The organism is Sinorhizobium sp. NFACC03, assembly GCF_900103435.1.
Lineage (GTDB): Bacteria > Pseudomonadota > Alphaproteobacteria > Rhizobiales > Rhizobiaceae > Ensifer.
Window position 1 is genome coordinate 1 of record NZ_FMXF01000060.1, and the last position, 17477, is coordinate 17477.

General features: G+C 61.8%; 14 protein-coding genes, 1 tRNA gene and 2 pseudogenes. 7 read left to right on the forward strand and 10 right to left on the reverse strand.

What is annotated here, in order from left to right; all coding sequences use genetic code 11:
- From BLU35_RS33855 to BLU35_RS33870, 4 genes and pseudogenes are all read right to left on the reverse strand, one after another.
- Positions 1 to 331: pseudogene (locus tag BLU35_RS33855) on the reverse strand (methyltransferase domain-containing protein); the annotation flags it as partial.
- Positions 332 to 548: 217 nt separating this feature from the next.
- Positions 549 to 1832, reverse strand: coding sequence for a GGDEF domain-containing protein (locus tag BLU35_RS33860; RefSeq protein ID WP_502688206.1), 1284 nt, complete (start codon positions 1830 to 1832; stop codon positions 549 to 551).
- 140 nt (positions 1833 to 1972) lie between these two features.
- A tRNA-Ile gene (locus BLU35_RS33865) sits at positions 1973 to 2049 on the reverse strand.
- 83 nt (positions 2050 to 2132) lie between these two features.
- Positions 2133 to 2984, reverse strand: coding sequence for a LysR family transcriptional regulator (locus BLU35_RS33870; protein WP_093236389.1), 852 nt, complete (start codon positions 2982 to 2984; stop codon positions 2133 to 2135).
- 97 nt (positions 2985 to 3081) lie between these two features.
- On the opposite strand from BLU35_RS33870, the gene BLU35_RS33875 reads away from it, so the two are divergent.
- From BLU35_RS33875 to BLU35_RS36925, 3 genes are read left to right on the forward strand one after another with little or no spacing between them, the layout of a single operon-like run.
- Positions 3082 to 4095, forward strand: coding sequence for a zinc-binding alcohol dehydrogenase family protein (locus BLU35_RS33875; protein ID WP_093236390.1), 1014 nt, complete (start codon positions 3082 to 3084; stop codon positions 4093 to 4095).
- A gap of 30 nt (positions 4096 to 4125) precedes the next feature.
- Complete coding sequence (locus BLU35_RS33880) at positions 4126 to 4524, forward strand: nuclear transport factor 2 family protein (RefSeq protein ID WP_093236391.1); 399 nt, start codon at positions 4126 to 4128, stop codon at positions 4522 to 4524.
- A 37-nt stretch (positions 4525 to 4561) separates the two neighbouring features.
- Positions 4562 to 4765 (forward strand): hypothetical protein, encoded by a 204-nt coding sequence (locus tag BLU35_RS36925; RefSeq protein WP_502688207.1) that lies wholly within the window; start codon positions 4562 to 4564, stop codon positions 4763 to 4765.
- 553 nt (positions 4766 to 5318) lie between these two features.
- On the opposite strand, the gene BLU35_RS33885 is transcribed toward BLU35_RS36925, so the two are convergent.
- From BLU35_RS33885 to BLU35_RS33905, 5 genes are all read right to left on the reverse strand, one after another.
- Entirely contained in the window at positions 5319 to 6185 is an 867-nt protein-coding gene (locus tag BLU35_RS33885) for a glycerophosphodiester phosphodiesterase (protein WP_176907574.1), read from the reverse strand.
- 57 nt (positions 6186 to 6242) lie between these two features.
- Positions 6243 to 7307, reverse strand: coding sequence for an ABC transporter ATP-binding protein (locus tag BLU35_RS33890; RefSeq protein WP_093236392.1), 1065 nt, complete (start codon positions 7305 to 7307; stop codon positions 6243 to 6245).
- A 2-nt stretch (positions 7308 to 7309) separates the two neighbouring features.
- On the reverse strand, positions 7310 to 8410 hold the full coding sequence (locus tag BLU35_RS33895; RefSeq protein WP_093236393.1) for a carbohydrate ABC transporter permease: 1101 nt from the start codon (positions 8408 to 8410) through the stop codon (positions 7310 to 7312).
- 1 nt (position 8411) lies between these two features.
- Entirely contained in the window at positions 8412 to 9365 is a 954-nt protein-coding gene (locus BLU35_RS33900) for a carbohydrate ABC transporter permease (RefSeq protein WP_093236394.1), read from the reverse strand.
- Positions 9366 to 9441: 76 nt separating this feature from the next.
- The gene (locus BLU35_RS33905) at positions 9442 to 10815 is read right to left on the reverse strand and encodes an ABC transporter substrate-binding protein (protein WP_093236395.1); all 1374 of its coding nucleotides are present in this window, start codon (positions 10813 to 10815) and stop codon (positions 9442 to 9444) included.
- 114 nt (positions 10816 to 10929) lie between these two features.
- Between BLU35_RS33905 and BLU35_RS33910 the strand changes: the two genes are divergently transcribed.
- The 4 genes from BLU35_RS33910 (at position 10930) to BLU35_RS33925 (ending at position 15736) form a co-directional block, all read left to right on the forward strand.
- The gene (locus BLU35_RS33910) at positions 10930 to 11952 is read left to right on the forward strand and encodes a LacI family DNA-binding transcriptional regulator (protein ID WP_093236396.1); all 1023 of its coding nucleotides are present in this window, start codon (positions 10930 to 10932) and stop codon (positions 11950 to 11952) included.
- 78 nt (positions 11953 to 12030) lie between these two features.
- Entirely contained in the window at positions 12031 to 12909 is an 879-nt protein-coding gene (locus BLU35_RS33915) for a glycerophosphodiester phosphodiesterase (protein ID WP_286161728.1), read from the forward strand.
- A 408-nt stretch (positions 12910 to 13317) separates the two neighbouring features.
- Complete coding sequence (locus tag BLU35_RS33920) at positions 13318 to 14835, forward strand: sulfatase family protein (protein ID WP_093236398.1); 1518 nt, start codon at positions 13318 to 13320, stop codon at positions 14833 to 14835.
- 94 nt (positions 14836 to 14929) lie between these two features.
- The gene (locus tag BLU35_RS33925; protein ID WP_093236399.1) at positions 14930 to 15736 is read left to right on the forward strand and encodes an inositol monophosphatase family protein; all 807 of its coding nucleotides are present in this window, start codon (positions 14930 to 14932) and stop codon (positions 15734 to 15736) included.
- Between the two features lie 344 nt (positions 15737 to 16080).
- On the opposite strand, the pseudogene BLU35_RS33930 reads toward BLU35_RS33925, so the two are convergent.
- Positions 16081 to 17169: pseudogene (locus BLU35_RS33930) on the reverse strand (epoxide hydrolase family protein); the annotation flags it as partial.
- Between the last annotated feature and the right edge of the window lie 308 nt (positions 17170 to 17477).

The following is a 17477-nucleotide window of genomic DNA, read 5'->3' on the forward strand; positions in this document are numbered from 1 at the left end:
GATCGCCAGATCAAACGCTTCCACCCAACCCTCGAGGCGCCCGCCCACGGCATGCTGCACGGGCATGTTGCCTTTGAAGGCTTCGGCCTTTGCGATCGACTGTTCGGCGATGTCGAAACCAAGCGCCTTGCGGAAAGGTCGGACTGCATAGAGATGACGCAGCAGGCCGCCCTGGTTGCAGCCAAAATCAAGCACGCTTTTCTGGGAGAGGTCGCGCTCGACGATCAACTCAAACAGATGCCGCCAGATGGGTGCGTGGCCATCCGCCATCCGGTCCTCTGCGGTCTGGATCGACGTACCAGGTGGCGATGGTTTTGTTATCCTGACTCATGGCAAATCTCCGTTAGCAGCTGTCTTGTCGGCAGCGTTCTAGAGCACCTAGACTCGCACGGGTAGTACAAACTGTATGTTGTTGCGGACGGCCGCAAATTGACCGTGCACGCCGCTGCCATCGGCACATTCTTCATCGGGGCAGCCTCAGATGACCCAGCCGGACTAATAGTTCGGTGGGCACCCGGAGAGTTACCGATCCAAAACCTCCCAAGCGCTCAAATTGAGTCCGCTTCGGACGGTGCGTAGAGGGCCACTTGGTTGCGTCCTCTTTTCTTTGCCTCATACAGCGCTTCGTCCGCTTGCCGCTGCAACGCCTCTGAAGATCCCGCCTCGCTGCCGTGTTCCCATATGGCCAGTCCAATGCTAACCGTGACATAGGCACCCACGTTCGATCTGGGGTTCGGCAAAGACGCAGCCTCGACGCGCCGTCGAATGCGTTCGGCCACCGATACGCCGTCCTCCTCATTGGCGTCCCGTAAGAGGACGAGAAATTCTTCGCCGCCATACCGCGCGACCTGATCGCGTTCGTCCCGCAAACTGCTCTGGATGATGCCGGCGACCTTTACCAGACACCGGTCGCCTTCCGAGTGTCCGAGACTGTCATTGAGCTGCTTGAAGTGGTCGATATCGCACATGAGTATCGCCGCACCCTGAGCTTGCGCGATCCCGTTGCTCCAAACACGATTGAGCGTTTCCATCATCCAGCGCCGATTTGCGATGCCGGTGAGCGGGTCCGTTCGTGCAAGCAGTTCAAGGCGTGAGTTGGCGTCCGTCAGATCGGCAAGGCGAGACCGATCGCGCAGTTCGAGGAGAAAAGTCTTGTGCGCCAGGATGCCTGCGGTGCGGCGCGCAACGACGGTCGCAACCACCCCGCTTGCGAAAAAAAGAGCACCTGCCAGCGCATTCTCGGCGGCGATATCCGGGTTTTGCATCTGAAAGACCAGATAGAGACCGAGCGCGTAAGCGGCGATTGCCATCGACCACTCGAGCGGCACGGGGAATATGATGATCGCGGTCACGGCCACAAAAAGCATGATCGTCAGGTGTCGTTCATAGTATTCGCCGCCCGAGTTGACGCCGACCAGCGCGACCGAAAATAGGATGAGGAAGACGCCAAGGTGAAGTGCTATGGCCTCCATCATCAGCCCACGCGGCTTCAGGAAAACGACCGCCGTGACGATTGCTGCAGGTGGCAGGATCGATGCCGGCAGGAGCATCCTCATAACGGCTTCAGACGGGAGCAAGGCTGTGTTGACAACCAGCGTCAGGACATCGAGGACGACCACCCAGATCATCCAGGCGCGAATGATCTTCGACGTCTGTGGCCACGACCGTATCCGGAAGAGGCGAGCAAGTTCCGCATTCAGACGGATATCGCGCGTTCGTCCGGCAAGCAGCCGGTTGACTTCGTTGACGACCGTTGGCGGCAATCGCTGGGGGCCCGTTTCAGCTGAAACCTCGCTCGCGCGTGAAACGCCTGATGCTCGATGCGTATCCATGCTCTGGCAATCTAGGGGCGGACGGGACGATGGCAAGAACGAGCAGCCGGTCTGCGGACAGCCTTACCGTTCTGGCTTAACGAGCTGTGTCGATGTATTTATCGCACGACGTCGTGCCTCAAATCGGGACATGAGGCAAGTGGCGAAACCTGGCAGCACTCGAACCTGCAACCAATCGGTTATAAGCCGACGGCTCTAACCATTGAGCTACAGGCCCCCACAGAAAAGTTTCTAAAGGAAGGCGTGATCGACTTTCCAAACCAGCTTTTTGAGTAGCCAGAGCGAGGCGCTGGACAAAGGTCAAGACGAAACAGCTTTCGTCAGTGCTTGCACGATGCCGTCCGCGACTAGGCGAACGCGCTGAGAACGCCGGATATCGGCGTGCAGCACGAGGAAGACCGGGCGGACCGGCGCCTGGCTGTCGAGGGGCAGGGTTTTCAATCGGTCATGCGTGCGGGCCAGGAAATCCGGCAGAAGCGCAATGCCAAAACCCGACAGCGCCGCCTGCAGCATCGTAGCCATATCGTTGGACCTGACACTGAAGCGTCGCCCGGCGACATGCTCATCGAGCCAGAGCTTCTGCGGCAGGTCCGGCATGCTGTCGTCAAAGCCGACGAAGATCTGCTCCTCCTGCGGCCGCCCGATCTCCTCGACAAGCCCATAGAGGCCATAGGCGATCTCGCCGAGCGGCCGGGCCACGAGATCTGGTTCGCTCGGGCGGCCGAGACGAATCGCAATGTCGGCCTCGGCGCCCGCAAGATCGGCATCCCGCCGCTCGCCGGTCAGCTCCAGCGTCACGCCGGGATGGTTGACCGAGAAGGCGCGCAAGCCCGGCAGGATCAGGTGGCTGAGCAGAAGGGGCGGAGCCGAGATCCTCACCTTTCCGGCGAGCGGATCGACACCCAATGCGGTCCGGCGCAGGGCTAGCACCTCCTGCTCGACGGCCTCCGCCCGCCCTAACAGCGCCCCGCCCTCGCTCGTCAGCGACCAGCCCCGGGCCAGCCGGTCGAACAGGCGGACCTGTAGCTCGCTCTCCAACTGACCGACGCGCCGTGCGACGGTCGAATGCTCGACGCCGAGGGCGCGGGAAGCGGCCGACAAGCTGCCGCCGCGCGCAAGCGCCAGAAAATAGCGGATGTCATCCCATAGCATCGCTTTAATCCGATTATATATGCACAGGTTATGCCAAAAATTTCAGAATTCCGGTCATCTGTTCACAGACTATGCTGTCTTCCACAAGGGAGCCGCCATGAAGTCCATCGGTTTTTTCAAATCTCTGCCCATCGAAGAACCTGAATCGCTCGTCGAGCGCGATATTCCCGCACCGCTACCGGGAGACGCCGACCTCCTGGTGCGGGTCGAGGCGATCGCGGTCAATCCAGCCGATTACCGGGTGCGTCGGCGCAAGGCCGACGATGGGGCATTCGCCGTTCTTGGCTGGGACGTCGCCGGCGAGGTTGTCGCGATGGGAAGCGACGTTGCGGGGTTCTCGATGGGCGATGCCGTCTATTATGCCGGCGATCTCACGCGCCCCGGCGGCAACAGCGAGTTCCACGCCGTCAACGCCGCTATCGTCGGGCATCGGCCGAAATCGCTCGACCCGGCCGAGGCGGCGGCGTTGCCGTTGACGGCGCTGACGGCATGGGAGGCGCTGTTCGAACGGTTCGGCCTTTCGCCCGACGCATCCTCCGCTGGCCGCACGCTGCTGATCGTCGGCGGCGCCGGCGGGGTCGGCTCGATCGCTATCCAGCTCGCCCGCCTCGTTCCCGGCCTCACCGTCATCGCCACCGCCTCCCGGCCCGAATCCCGGGCCTGGTGCGAGCGGCTTGGAGCCCATGCCGTCATCGACCATTTCGGGGACATGGCGGCACAGCTGGCCGCGCTCGGCCACGCGGCGCCGGACTTGATCCTGCTCCTGAACGATCCCGATCGCCATTACCCGGTTGTCGCGGAGATCCTGGCGTCGCAGGGGCGGCTGTGCTCGGTCGTGCCGTTCGATCACCCGCCGGACATCAATCTCATCATGCGCAAGAGCGCGGGCTTCCTGTGGGAGTTCATGTTCACGCGACCGATGTTCGCGACCGCCGACATGGCCAGGCAGGGCGCGATCCTGAACAGCGTCGCGACCATGATCGACGAGGGGCGCCTCATCTCGACCGCGAGCGAAACGCTCGGGGCCATCAATGCCGCCAACCTGCGCGCGGCTCATGCGCGGCTGGAGAGCGGCCGCACCCTCGGCAAGCTGGTGCTGGCCGGCTTCTGACCTTCCTTCCAACCTTGCGAGACAAAGCCAATGAGCGCAACGACACTCGTCCAGACCTTTCTCAATCACATCTTTTCCGGCGCGATGGACCAGGCGCTTGCCATGGTCGATCCGCAGGCTCGCTTCATCTCGACACGCCCGACGCCCAATCCGCACAATCCGTTGCACGGGACCTTCGTGGGAACCGACGGCGCGCGGCAGTTTTTCGGCGGCTTCGGCGAGTTGCTCGAACCCGGCGAGTTCAAGATCGGGGCGGCGTTCGGCGAGGGCGACCACGCGGCTCTCTATGGCACGCTGCGTCACCGGGGGCGACAGACCGGCAAGGATTTTGCCAGCGACTGGGCTCTGATCTGCCGCGTCAACGAGGGTCGGATCGTGCTCTATCACTTCTACGAGGACACCGAGGCGCTGCGAGAGGCACTCGCCTGACGGCGCAGAAGGCCCCGGGTGTAGCTCCCCGGCCGTCGTGGAGTTCAGCGAGTATCTCGGCGGGACCTGCTACGTCTATTGCCGTCCGGAGGGAGGGCAGAGCGTCATCATCGAAAGCCGGGACTATGTGCGACCAGCCGGTGGCGACCGGATAAGCTCGTCTTGCCCACTGCGCGAAGTTCCGTGTTCGATGATAAGGGTCAGCGCTTCAGGTGAACGCTGTCTCGATATTGCCCGTTGAACCGGTAGACGGTTGAGGGAAGAGCCACAGCTTAGGCTTCAGCAATTATGATGTCGTCGCGGATCTCTCACTCGGCGATGATGTCGTCCGTCACCGATCTCGTTGATGTTGGCACAGCGCGAAACGACTCCAACATGTATGGTGTTCAGTATCGAGGCCTCGTTTCCGATAGACGTTAGGCTTTAGTCGTCGCAACGTGTAAGTGCCAGGTCAAGTGTGGTCAGCGCACAGACTGAGAAGAAGGCGTTAGACCGCGGCAGGGCTGTTCCTCCGACGTTCTCGCTTTGTGCGTCTGTGATCGCATAAATGTATCGTCTGGAATACATCAAGAGCCGTGAGGCGGGCTGCGAGTGCTTCCATTGCAACCGGTCTTTCTGCCGATATCAGGTATCAGCATGCCATTGAAGAGTTGAGATCGGTGCGTTTGGGGAGGCATCCTTGACCACCTGGTGAACCGGACCGGAGGAGCCGGATACGGTTTGAAGTACAGCGGCCTAGATAGTGCAGGCTTGGTAGCGCGATTCAGACGAGGCAGCGAGATGCGCCCACATGCTCAAAGCGATCGGATCAGGCGGAATATCTCGCTCGGAGCATCGGTTGTGAGCTGGCGTACTTTCGCCTCCACGAGGGTACGCAGGATGGCGTCGCTGATGTCGGTGCCGGGATTAACCGTCCAGGCGTCCGTCTCGATGCCAAGGGCCAACAGGCGCGCAACGAGGGGGAATCCCTGGTTTTCCGCGGCAACGATGGCATCGAACCGGAGATAGACGAGGCTCATGCCGCTGCTGCGCCGCTCGATGTGGCGCAGCAGCCGCTCAGGGCAGCGCAAACCTGGCTGGCGCGATACCGCCAGCATCGGGTCATAGCCGAGCCTGGCTCCGGGAATGGCGGCGACGAGACGGCGTGCCTCATCCAGGTGATACGATCCGACAACGATGGCATCCTCGAGTCCGGCGACCGCCGCCGCGGTATCGGCGATTGCCGAGTCCGGAAGCGCGTGTCCCTGGAGCAGCTTGAGATCCAACTGAAGGTTGGCCGATGGCGCTCTCGGCAGTTTTCGAAGCGGGGCGACCAGTTCGGCGAGCGACAGAACCGGCGCATCTGGGTCTGGACCGCCGCTGGCGTCCCGGTGGAAGAGTTCCCTCATCGAGGCCATCGGCATGCGCGGAACGCGGCCGCGGCCGGTCGTCGAGGGACCGAGCGTCGGATCGTGGAGAACCGCGAAGCGGCCATCGGCGGTCACGAGTATGTCCACCTCGAGGCTGGCGCCGAGCTGCCAGCCGAGGGCGAGGTTCGAGGGTTTGAAGGGCGCCTCGGCGAGGCGGGTGCGCAGCTTGTGCCACTTGAGCCGGACACGACCATGGGGACCCTCGATCGCGACTGGCGGATTTGCCGTATGCTTGCTGGTCTCAGTCGCCATACGCGCGCCTCTCCGCTTGGGGAAATGGAGCGGCTGTCGCTCGACCGGTCGACCCTGTCAAGCCGACGCACGGACATGTGCGCCGACAATGAGCTGCTGCCGCTTCGTCTCGAACACAAGCGAATTCGCAGGCAGGAAACCGATCTTTACCCGCTCGCCTGTTGAGTGCCCGGCGGAGGAGCCCTGTTCAAGCACGCGAACGGCGCCCATGCCGGTTTCGACGACGTAGAGGACCTCGCGGCCCATCGGCTCGATCTGCGCGATCCGCCCGGCGATGCCGGTATCGCCGAATTTGAGGTGCTCCGGCCTCAGCCCGACAGTCAGCGATCCCGACGCGCCCTCGACGTGAAATCTGACGCCGTTCACCGTAACTGTGCCGCCCTCGGCTTCGCCGGCAATGAGGTTGATGGGCGGCGAGCCGATGAAGCTGGCGACGAACAGGCTCGAAGGCCTGAGGTAGAGGTCGTCCGGCGTCCCGACCTGCTCGATCCGGCCCGCGCGCATGCAGATGATGCGGTCGGCCATTGTGGTCGCCTCGATCTGGTCATGCGTGACGAGGACGGTCGTGACGCCGAGCTGCTCGTGCAGCGATTTGATCTCGGTCCGCATCGAAAGGCGAAGCGAAGCGTCGAGATTGGAGAGCGGCTCGTCGAGCAGCAGAAGATGCGGCTCCTTCACGAGGGCGCGCGCAAGGGCGACGCGCTGTTGCTGACCGCCGGAAAGCTCGCCGGGGCGACGGTCGAGGAGCTCCGCGACCCGGACAAGGTCCGCGGCGGCCTTCACTTTGGCAAGCGCTTCTTCGCGCGGCGTTCTCTTGAAGCGCAGCGGAAACAGGATGTTGTCTTGCACGCTCATGTGCGGGTAGAGCGCGTAGGATTGAAAGACGATGCCGACATTGCGGTCACGGGCTTCCACCTCATTGACGACATGACCGTCGAAGAGCAGCTCGCCGCCACTCGGAAGATAGATGCCGGCGAGCATGAACAGGCTAGTTGACTTGCCGCAGCCGGATGGGCCGAGAAGTGCGACGAACTCGCCGTCCTCAATCACAAGGCTCATATCGGGGATGACCTCGACGGCGCCGAAGCGCTTCACCACGTTGCGAAATTCGATCTTCGCCATCGTCAGCCCTTCACGCCGCCGATCGACATCTGCATGAGATAGCGCTGCGCCGCCATGTAGAGGATGAGACTCGGGACAAGATAGAAGACTCCAACCGCAGATACGACGCCGTAGTCGACGCCCATGACATCATCGCGCGCCCAGTACATGTAGAGGCTCATTGTCCAATTGCTGTTCCTGATCAGGAACGTGAATACGAAGATGTACTCTTCCCAGCCGCGGATGAAGGTGAAGACCGCGATGGCGAGGATACCGTTCCTCACCTGCGGCAGCACCACGCTCACGAATGCCTGCCGCCGTGACGCGCCGTCGGTTAGCGCGCTCATCTCGATGTCCCACGGGACTGCGTCGAAGAAGCCCTTCATGATGAAAATCGCAAACGGCAGCTCGAAGGCGACAAGCACAAGGATGACGCCGGAAAGCGTGTCGAGGAGCCCGATCCAGTAGAGCATCAGGAACATCGGCACGATCAGCGTCAGCACGGGGAAAGCGTGAAGCACCAACAGCGAGCGCAGCATCGAGGAACGGCCGGGGAACTGGAAGCGCGACAGGTAGTAGGCTGCCAATGAGGCGACAGTGACGACGATGGCGGTTTGCGCGGTGGCGATCAGGATCGAGTTGCCGAAGGCATGCCAGACGTTGGGAAACTGCACCGCGCCCTTGACTTCCCCGATCCGCGACCGCACCACCGAGGCGAAGTCCGGCTCCCAGAGGAAGATGAAGTTGCCGAGGTGCAGGTCGGGACCGACCAGGAGGGCGAAGGCGAAGACGGCGATCGCGGCGACTGCCGCAATGCCGATCCATAACTGGCGCCGGCCTTGCGCGAGCGCGGCAGTGAGCCAGAAGGCAACGACGGCCGGCACGACCACGGCCATCGAGCGCCACAGAACCGCTGTCTCGGCGACGCCTGTCTTGGCCGAGAAGGCGATCGTCACGAGCCAGAAATAGGGCAGGATGATCGGCAGCGACACCGCGATCAGGAAGGCGTAGAGAACGACCGCTTTGGTGCGGCGGACGGCACGCGCCCGTGCTGCCAACACATCCCAGTCTGCCGCCGACTCGGTTGCCGCCGTGGACGCCATGGGGATCGCTCGCGTGGCCATCTCAATGCACCTCGATGCGTGGGCGCTGCAGCAGGCGTTCCATATCGAAGAAGCGCCAGCCCAGGAGCGCGACGACGACGCCAATGACGATCAGAAAAAGCGCCAGCGCGGCTCCGTAGCCATACTGGCCGCTCTCGAAGGCGCGACGGTACACGTAGAGCGCATAGACAGTCGTGTCGTAGAACGGACCGCCCTTGGTGAGGAGCAGGATGTATTCGAAGCTGACCAGCAGCGAAAGTGTCTGGTAGATCGTCACAAAGCTGATCGGCCAACGCAGCGCCGGTAGCGTGATGAAGCGGATCGTTGCGAAGGTCCCGGCGCCGTCCACTGCCGCCGCGTGGAACAGGTGCTCAGGGATGCCGCGGATCGCGGCGGTGAAGATGATCATGCCCATCGAAGCGCCGATAAAGCCGTTCGAGATGATGATGAGAGCGATCGGTGCCGAAGTGAGCAGATCGAGCGGCGCGTCGAGACCGAACGCCTGCATGAGGACCTGGTTTACGAGGCCGGCCTTGGTTGGGCTCACCGCCCAAAGCCAGAGCAGAATATAGAGGACTGAGGGGCTCATTCGCGGCAGCAGCCACACCCCCCGGAAGAAGCTGCCGGATACATTCCTTATCGCCGTGGTGGTGATGGCGAGGATCAGGCCAAAGGTGACGTTGAAGATCGCCAGCGTGCCGAAGACATAGATGAAGGTCAGACCTATGACTTGCGACAGCCGGCGATCCGTTCGAAAGACCTTCTCGTACTGCTCGGTGGTGAACTCGCTGATACGGAGCGAGCGGCTGAGGTCGGTAAACGACACCGCGATATCGATGATGACGGGGACGACGAAGAAGAAGACCGTGAGAAGGATCGCCGGGCCGAGAAAGATCACGAAGTTCGTGCGCTTTCGCGCCGCCGATCCCGCATGGCCGCGCCGCTCGATCGTGAGTTCATCCGCTATAGTCGTCATCGTTTGGCTCGCAGGGCGGACTTCGCGACCGTCGCCCCCGGCACTTCCGGATCGAAGGTCGCGAGACCGATTGGACCTACTTGACGATCACGTCCTCGAGGGAGGACGAGGCCTCCTCGATGACGAAATCTGCTGCTTGCTCCGCCGACAGCCGCCCCGACTCTATGCCTTGAATCCCGGCATAGATGATGCCGTTGAGGTCGCCGAACTGCGAGTTGTTCGGCAGGAACTTCGTGATCTTCAGCAGTTCGGTTGCTCTGGCGAGCGGCCAGGCCTTGGCATAGCGCGGGTCTTCGAGTTGCTCGGGCTTGATGCCGATATGCGTCGTTGTGACCGCGTGATCTGTGTTGAGGTCGGCCGCTGAAGCGTGGCCAAGCAGGCGGACGGCGAGTTCCGGCTCCTTCGTGTCGGCAGCAATCGCATAGACGATCGGATGCGTCAGACTGACCGGCAAGCCGCCCTTTTGGGGCGCCGGCCCGGCGATCCAGCCCCAATCCGCGAAGAAGGCCTTCTCCTCCTGCGGCAGCCCGTAGGTCGGGAACGCGACGCTGCCGAGGTCCCAGATGCCGTACATGAAGAATGCGGCGTTGCCGGTGTAGAATTCCTTCCGCAGCGCATCGAATTCCATCGCGGTGTTGTTGGCCGGAATGACGCCTGCTTTCACTGCGCGCTCGAACCAGCCGTAGGCAGCGGCGAGCTTGTCGCGCTCGAGGAGCAGTTTGCCGGTTGCCGGATCGACGAAGTCGCTGCCATAGGCCTGGAACACCATGATGTAGTCAGGCCCCTTGTTCGGCCGGTGAAGTACACCGTATTGCGCCTTTGTCTTGTCGACGACCTGCTTGGCAATCTCCAGCACCTCGTCCAGCGTCAGGTCGCCCGACAACGCCCGCTCAGGCATGGCGTCGACGAAGGCAGCGTCGTAGCCGGCCTCACGCAGGAGCTTCTTGTTGTAGAAGAACATCCTGGCTTCGGCGTCTTGCGGAACCGCGTAGGTGCCATCGGGACACTTCGCCGATGACCAGAGCGACGGAAAGATCGTGCCGAAATGTTGAGGGTACTTGGCGATATAGTCGTCAAGCTTGAGAGCGAAGCCGTCCTCCTGGAAGGCGCAGATCCATTCGTGCGCGGCGATGAATATATCGGGGCCCTCGCCGACGCCGAATACCTTGAGAAGTTGCAGTGCGTCGTCGTCGAAGCCCTTGGCGGGGCTCTCTCGCACGACAACTTCGACACGCTTGGAGGAGCCCTCGGCCTCGAGTTCCTTGTTCAGCCGCTCGGCCGCCTTTACCACGTTGCCGGGGCGCAGCGGCCCCGACGGATCCTGACGTGACCAGAGTTCGAGCTTCACGGTTTCTTGCGCGAACAGAGGCGTCGCCGCAAGGAAGGCCGCACTGCCACCTGCCAATGCGGCGCTCAGAAGCGCAGCAGTTCCGAATTTCCAGTGAATCATCCTGATTTCCTCCCTGGCCGCGGCACGTTTTCATCGTGCCGTCATTGATTGTTGCAATGCTGTGCAACGTGATTATGAATGCACTTCCGGGAATGTCCAGCGGGGGGCGAGCGGGTGCCGGATACCAGAGACAGCAACCAGGGCCGCTTCGTGAGCGCCCAGGCAGTTGCCGAGCGTGCGGGCGTGTCACGGTCGGCGGTTTCACGGGCCTTCACCCCCGGCGCAAGCATCGCACCAGCAACGCTGGCGCGGGTGCGGGAGGCAGCCGCGGCGCTCGGATATCAGGTCAACGATCTCGCCCGGGGGCTTCTCGCCAATCGGAGCCGGCTGGTCGGACTCGTGACCTCCGACGCCGATTCTCCATTCCGGGCCCAGATGATTGCGGCCCTCTCGCTCGCCTTGATTAAGCGCTCCAACGTGCCGGCGATCATCAGTATCGGCCCTACGGCGGACGAGGTCGCGAATGCCAGCCGGCAGTTGCTGCGCTATCGGGCGGAGGCGACGGTCTTCCTCTCTGGCTCTCCACCGGCCAGCCTTGTCGAACTCACGCGGCGAAATGGACAGCCGCTGGTCCTGATAAATCGGGCCGAGACCGGCCTCGACAGCGTGCATTGCGATGACAGGGACGGCGCGCAGCAGGCCTTCGAGGCGTTGCGCATGGCAAGAGCCTCCCGTTTCGCGGTCGTCAGCAGGGCGAACCCTAGCCCGAGCCTCTCCGCCCGCGAGCATGCCTTTGGTGAATTTGCCGCTGCTTCCGGGTTCGAGGTGAGGGTCGTTCGTGCCGGCTGCGCCGACTACGATGGCGGGCAAAAGGCGGCGCGACAGCTGCTGGCGAGCGGCGCGGCGCCCGACGCGATCTTCTGTGTGAATGACCTCATGGCATTCGGAACGCTCGATCACCTTCGCGGCGCGGGCTTGCGCGTGCCAGACGACGTTTCGGTTATCGGCTTCGACGACGTGCCCAGCGCGGCGTGGTCCTCGTACCGGCTCACCACGCTGCGGCAAGATCCCCGGCGGATTGCCCTGGAGGTCATATCGGTTCTCGACCGGCGCCTTGCCGATCCCGACTCGCCGCCGATTTCTGTCCACTTCCCGGTCGAGCTCGTCGTTCGCGAAACAGTTAGAGCGCGCCGGTAGAGCGGGATGAGGAAAAGTGCGTGCGGTTTTCCGCTCGCATCCGCTCTAACTTGTTAGAATCGATCACGTTTATGATTTTTGGTCGATCCGACCAAAAATCATCGTAATCTAGAGAAGTCGCGCCGCACGATGGAGGATCAAGCGAATATGGCCTTCAGTTTCCTTGCCCGCGAAGCGGGACGCGTCCATGTCTGTGGCCACCGCGGCTACAGCCTCCATTACCCGGAAAATACGCTGCCGGCATTCGAAGCGGCAAAGGTTGCCGGGGCGACGACGGTCGAGATCGACGTCGTGCTGACCGCGGACGCTGAGCCGATCATCCTGCACGACTTGACCGTCGATAGGACGACAAACGGATTTGGCTTTGCTGCCGACCTCAGCCTCGAGCAGATCCGCAGGCTGGATGCGGGGATCCGGTTTCATCCCGCTTTCGCTGGGACGAAGATACCGACCGTGGCGGAAGCGCTCGATTGGGCAAAGGCGGACGACATGGGGGTTGTGCTCGAGATCAAGGAGGTGGAGCGACCGGACATTGCCGTTGATCGCGTGGCAGCCTTGCTGCGAGCAACGGGGACCGTCGACCGGGTCATTGTCATCAGTTTCGACCATGTGATGCTGAAGCGTGCGGTCGAGCGCCATCCGGGCCTCCGGACCGAAGCCATCACCCATGCCCGCCACGCCGACCTCGTGGGGATGTTGAAGGCGTGCGGCGCGAACTCGGTCTCGATCGAGCTCGACATGTTCCACCCCGACGATGCGAAGGCGCTGCATCAAGCAGGCTTCAGCAACCGCATACACGTGCCTCGCCCCGAAGTGCTTGCCCAGTTTTGGCGCAGCGGACGCGATCCTTTGCCGGACCTGGTGCAATGGATCGCCGACGGGCTCATTGACACGATCTCGGGTGATGACGCGCCGTTCATAACCATGCTCGTCAAGCGGGCCGGCCGCGCAGGCTGAGGCCTCCTCGAGATGATAGGCATCGAGGAGGCCAGCCGGCGAGCTGTTGCTCGACACTGTGTACAATCCAGTTGCGGCCGCGCTCTTTTCGGCGAAAATAAAGGCGGGCGCCTTTCGGAACGGTAGGTCGATCAAGGTGGGCGGCGAACAGATGCGACGGGCGTCCGCTTCAGCCAACGGCGGACGGCCGTCGAGCAGAGCTCCTAATGGTTCGCCGCTTTCCGGCGGAAGCTTCGGCGGCAACTGAGAGCGCCATATGCGAGGGACGCGGCGCCACGACCAGCGATTTCAGGGCCGGGACGCACTGGCCAATGGCACTGGCATCCTCGCAGCAACGCCGGGACCGGTCGAACCGCTCAAACGAAATGCTGCAATTGGCAGCTCTGAATGAGGGACAGCTGAGACTCGATGAAGGCGGTCTTCGTACTCTTTGATTCGCTTAACCGCCACGTGCTCTCCCCATACGGTGGACAGCGGGTGCCGACGCCCAATTTCGCCCGCTTGGCTGAGCGCACCGCAACGTTCGAGCGCCACTATGTCGGCAGCCTGCCCTGCATGCCGGCGCGCCGCGACCTGCAGACCGGACGGCTGAGCTTTCTCCACAGGAGCTGGGGGCCGCTCGAACCGTTCGACAATTCCTTCTCCGAGCTGCTATGCCGAGCCGGCTCGTACAGCCATCTCGTCACCGATCACTTCCACTATTTCGAAGACGGCGGCGCTACCTATCACACCCGGTATGACAGCTACGAGTTTATCCGCGGGCAGGAGGGCGATCCTTGGAAGGCCATGGTGCAGCCGCCATGGGAGCGCCTGCGCCAGATGTATCATAAGCGGCAATTTAGCCAATCGGTACGCGACAAGTTTCGGCGCAACATCGTGAACCGCGAGTTCATCAACGAAGAGACTGAGTTTCCGTCCGTACGCTGTTTCGCTGCCGGACTGGAGTTCCTCGAGCGGAACCGGACCGCGGACGACTGGCTCCTACAGATCGAGACCTTCGACCCGCATGAGCCCTTCACCGCGCCCGAACGGTTTCGCGAGAAATTCGCGACGGGCTGGAACGGTCCGGTTCGCGACTGGCCGCGCTACGGCCGCGTCGACGAACCGCCGGAAGAGTGCGAGGAACTGCGCGCCAACTACTACGCCGTCGTCGCGCTTTGCGATTTCCTCATCGGGCAGCTTCTCGATTACTTCGATGCGCACGACCTTTGGCGCGACACCGCGCTCGTTGTCACCACCGATCACGGCTTTCTTCTCGGCGAACACGATTTCTGGGCGAAGAACCGGATGAACATGTACGAGGAGATCGTGCACATCCCGCTCTTCGTTCACGATCCACGCCGGCCGGCAAGCGCCGGCGTCCGGCGGTCGGCTCTGACCCAGACGATCGATCTCGCGCCGACATTCCTCGATCTGTTCGACGTGCAGGCCCCTGCCGAGGTGCAGGGGCATTCACTGCTGCCGCTCCTCGACGCCGATCGCTCGCTGCGGCAGGGCGCCCTGTTTGGCTATTTCGGCGGTGCAATCAACGTGACGGACGGACGCTATACCTATCACCGCTTCCCGCCCGACCCTCGCTCCCAGGAGCTTTATCAATACACACTGATGCCGACGCACATCTGGGAGCCGTTCACGCCGGAAGAACTCGCCGGAGCCTCGCTTGCACAACCGATGCCCTTCTCCAAGGGAGCGCCGGTTCTCAAGATACCGGTGATCGAGCGGTCGCCCTTCTTCGACAACTACGGTCCCGGTGCACTCCTTGAGAGCGCAACGCGGCTCTACGATCTCGCTGATGACCCAGGGCAGAATACGCCCCTGATCTCCCAGGAGATCGAGCATGCAATGACGCGTCTCATGCGGAATCTCATGCACGCCTGTGATGCTCCGCCTGAAGCTTACGCCCGTATTGCGATTGAAGCTAAGTGAGTTGCCGTTCGGAAACGGTGCGCCGAAGCGCTGCCATCCATCACTGCCGTTGTGGGTCTGTCTTGTCTTCTCTCATTATGAAAAAGGAAAAACCATGAGCATTCATGAAGAGGGCCTCGATCGGCGTTTCGCACTAGCGAAGTCAATTGCCGAGGAGGCGGGGGCGCTCGCGCGCGACTACTTCAACAAGCGAGACACCCTGGTGATCGAGACCAAGCGCGACCTGCAGGACGTTGTCTCGATCGCCGACCGTCATGTCGAGACGCTGATCCGGGAGCGCGTCGCCGCCGAGCTTCCAGAGGATGGATTCCTCGGCGAGGAATTCAGCTATGTGGAGGGCGCCTCCGGCTATATCTGGGTTGTGGACCCAATCGACGGTACCGCGCCGTTCGTCAACGGCATGTCGACGTGGTGCGTGTCGATCGCCGTGCTGCATGGCGGCGTGTCGGTGATCGGCGTGATCCATGTGCCCTGCGATGGCGAACTCTATGCTTCAGCCGCTGGCAAGGGTGCGAGCCTCAACGGGACGAAATTGAACCTCGATCCGTCTCGCACCGTCCAGAACGCCATCACCGGCATTGGCTGCAATACTTATGTCGAGCCGGAGCGGGCGGGCCAGATCATCGCCGCTCTGCTCCGCATAGGCGGCAACTTCATCCGCAATGGTTCCGGAGCGCTGATGCTCGCCTATGTAGCGGCCGGCCGTCTCGTCGGCTATTACGAACCGTATATGCACGCGTGGGACTGCATGGCTGGTTACTGCCTCGTCAAGGAAGCCGGTGGCGACTATCTGCCCTTCCCGACAGAGGGTGAAGCCTTGTTCAAGGGGCACCCAGTGCTAGCCAGCAATCCGACCGCCTATGCTGACTTGTTGGCGATCCACAGCCATTGGCTACGGTAGGCCTGCGTCATTTGTTAGGCATCGGCCTGGACGCAGTTGCACCCACGCGTCACCTGCCCAGCAGAGACTCAATCAGCGCGTCCACAAGCGATTCCCTCTGAATGGGGGAAGCCCTCCTGCGCCGCCACCGCTCTGCCGAGTATCGCTGCCGACGCTCCAGTGGAGCAAGATGAGTTCTCGATTGACAGCGACGGCCGCCTTCAGGCGAGCTGTTCGGATCCTGTCCTTAAGCTCGGCAAGTAGCGAGGCGTAACCGTCACCGTCAGATAGAGGAATGACAGCGCCCTGAAGAGGGCAAGCAGTTGACCTGCGGTTTGAAGGGCCGCATTGGGGGCAGCCTGATATCAGCGTACGGATTTAAATGCCGCGCGCAGTTCCTCTGCGAAGAGCTGGGGCTGCTCCCACGCTGCGAAATGCCCACCCTTTTTTACCTGATGATAATAATAGAGCGAGGGGTAAGCTTCCTTGCTCCAGCTTTCCGGGGCACGGTATATTTCCTTCGGGAACACTGAGATCGCTACAGGGATCTTGATGTCCTTGGTCTTTTGCGCCTCCGCGCTGAAATTGTTGTTGTTGTTCTCCCAATAGAAACGGGATGCGGAAGCTCCGGTATTGGTCAACCAGTACAGAGTGATATCATTCAGCATTTCGTCTTTTGTAAATACGCGCTCCGGCTGGCCGTCGCTATCACTCCACTGCGCGAACTTCTCGTAGATCCAGGCGGCAAGCCCAGAAGGCGAATCCGCGAGCGGAAACCCTATTGTCTGCGGCCGGGTCACCATCATAGCCCCATAGGCAGCATTCCGTCCGAAGAAAGTGCTCAGTGACTGGAACGCTTCCCGTTCAGGCGCGCTCAAGGCCTCCGGGGCGCGCTCGCCGCTGTTGATCAGTTTTACCAGATCACCGGGTATCGTCGCCGGCATGTTCAAGTGGATGGCGCGGAGGCCGTCCGGCGCTTGACGGGCTAATGCGTCGGAGATGACGGAACCATGGTCGCCGCCCTGAGACACGTAATGCGCATAGCCGAGCCGCTTCATCAGTGCGTCCCATGCTTTCGCGGTTCGATCGGGACCCCAGCCCACTTCGGTCGGCTTGTCGGAAAAGCCATGTCCCGGGATCGACGGAATGATTACGTCGAACGCGTCCTCAGCGCTGCCGCCGTATGCTGTCGGATCGGTGAGTGGGCCGATGGTCTTGATAAATTCGAACATCGAACCCGGCCAGCCGTGCGTGAGTAGAACTGGAAGGGCATTCGGATGGCGCGATTTAACTTGTATGAACTGGATGTCGATCCCATCGATCTTCGTAATAAACTGCGGCAGCGCATTGAGCTCTGCCTCGGCCTTCCGCCAATCGTACTCAGTACCCCAATATCGAACCAACTCCTGAACCCGCGCCAATTGGATGCCCTGAGACTCGTCATTGACAGTCTCCAATGAAAGAACACAAGGGGCAAAACGGCTTCAATTGGCTGCTTTTCCTTGGGTTCGGTTGGTTATTGACCGGCATTTCCGCCGATAAGGCTAAATGTCTTCCTTCCGCGCGACAGGCATCTGCCGTTCGGTTCTTGAACCAATCTCCAATACGTGACCTGATGCCTTGGCTTCGGTCACAGAGTGGCGTTCGGCTCCCGGCTTCCCATTCTCCTTGAAGAGCGCAGCCCAGTCCTGCCGGGCTCGCTAGACTGCAATCAGGACAGCCGGGATATCGTCGACGCGCTTTCCATGGGGCTGGTGTCGCG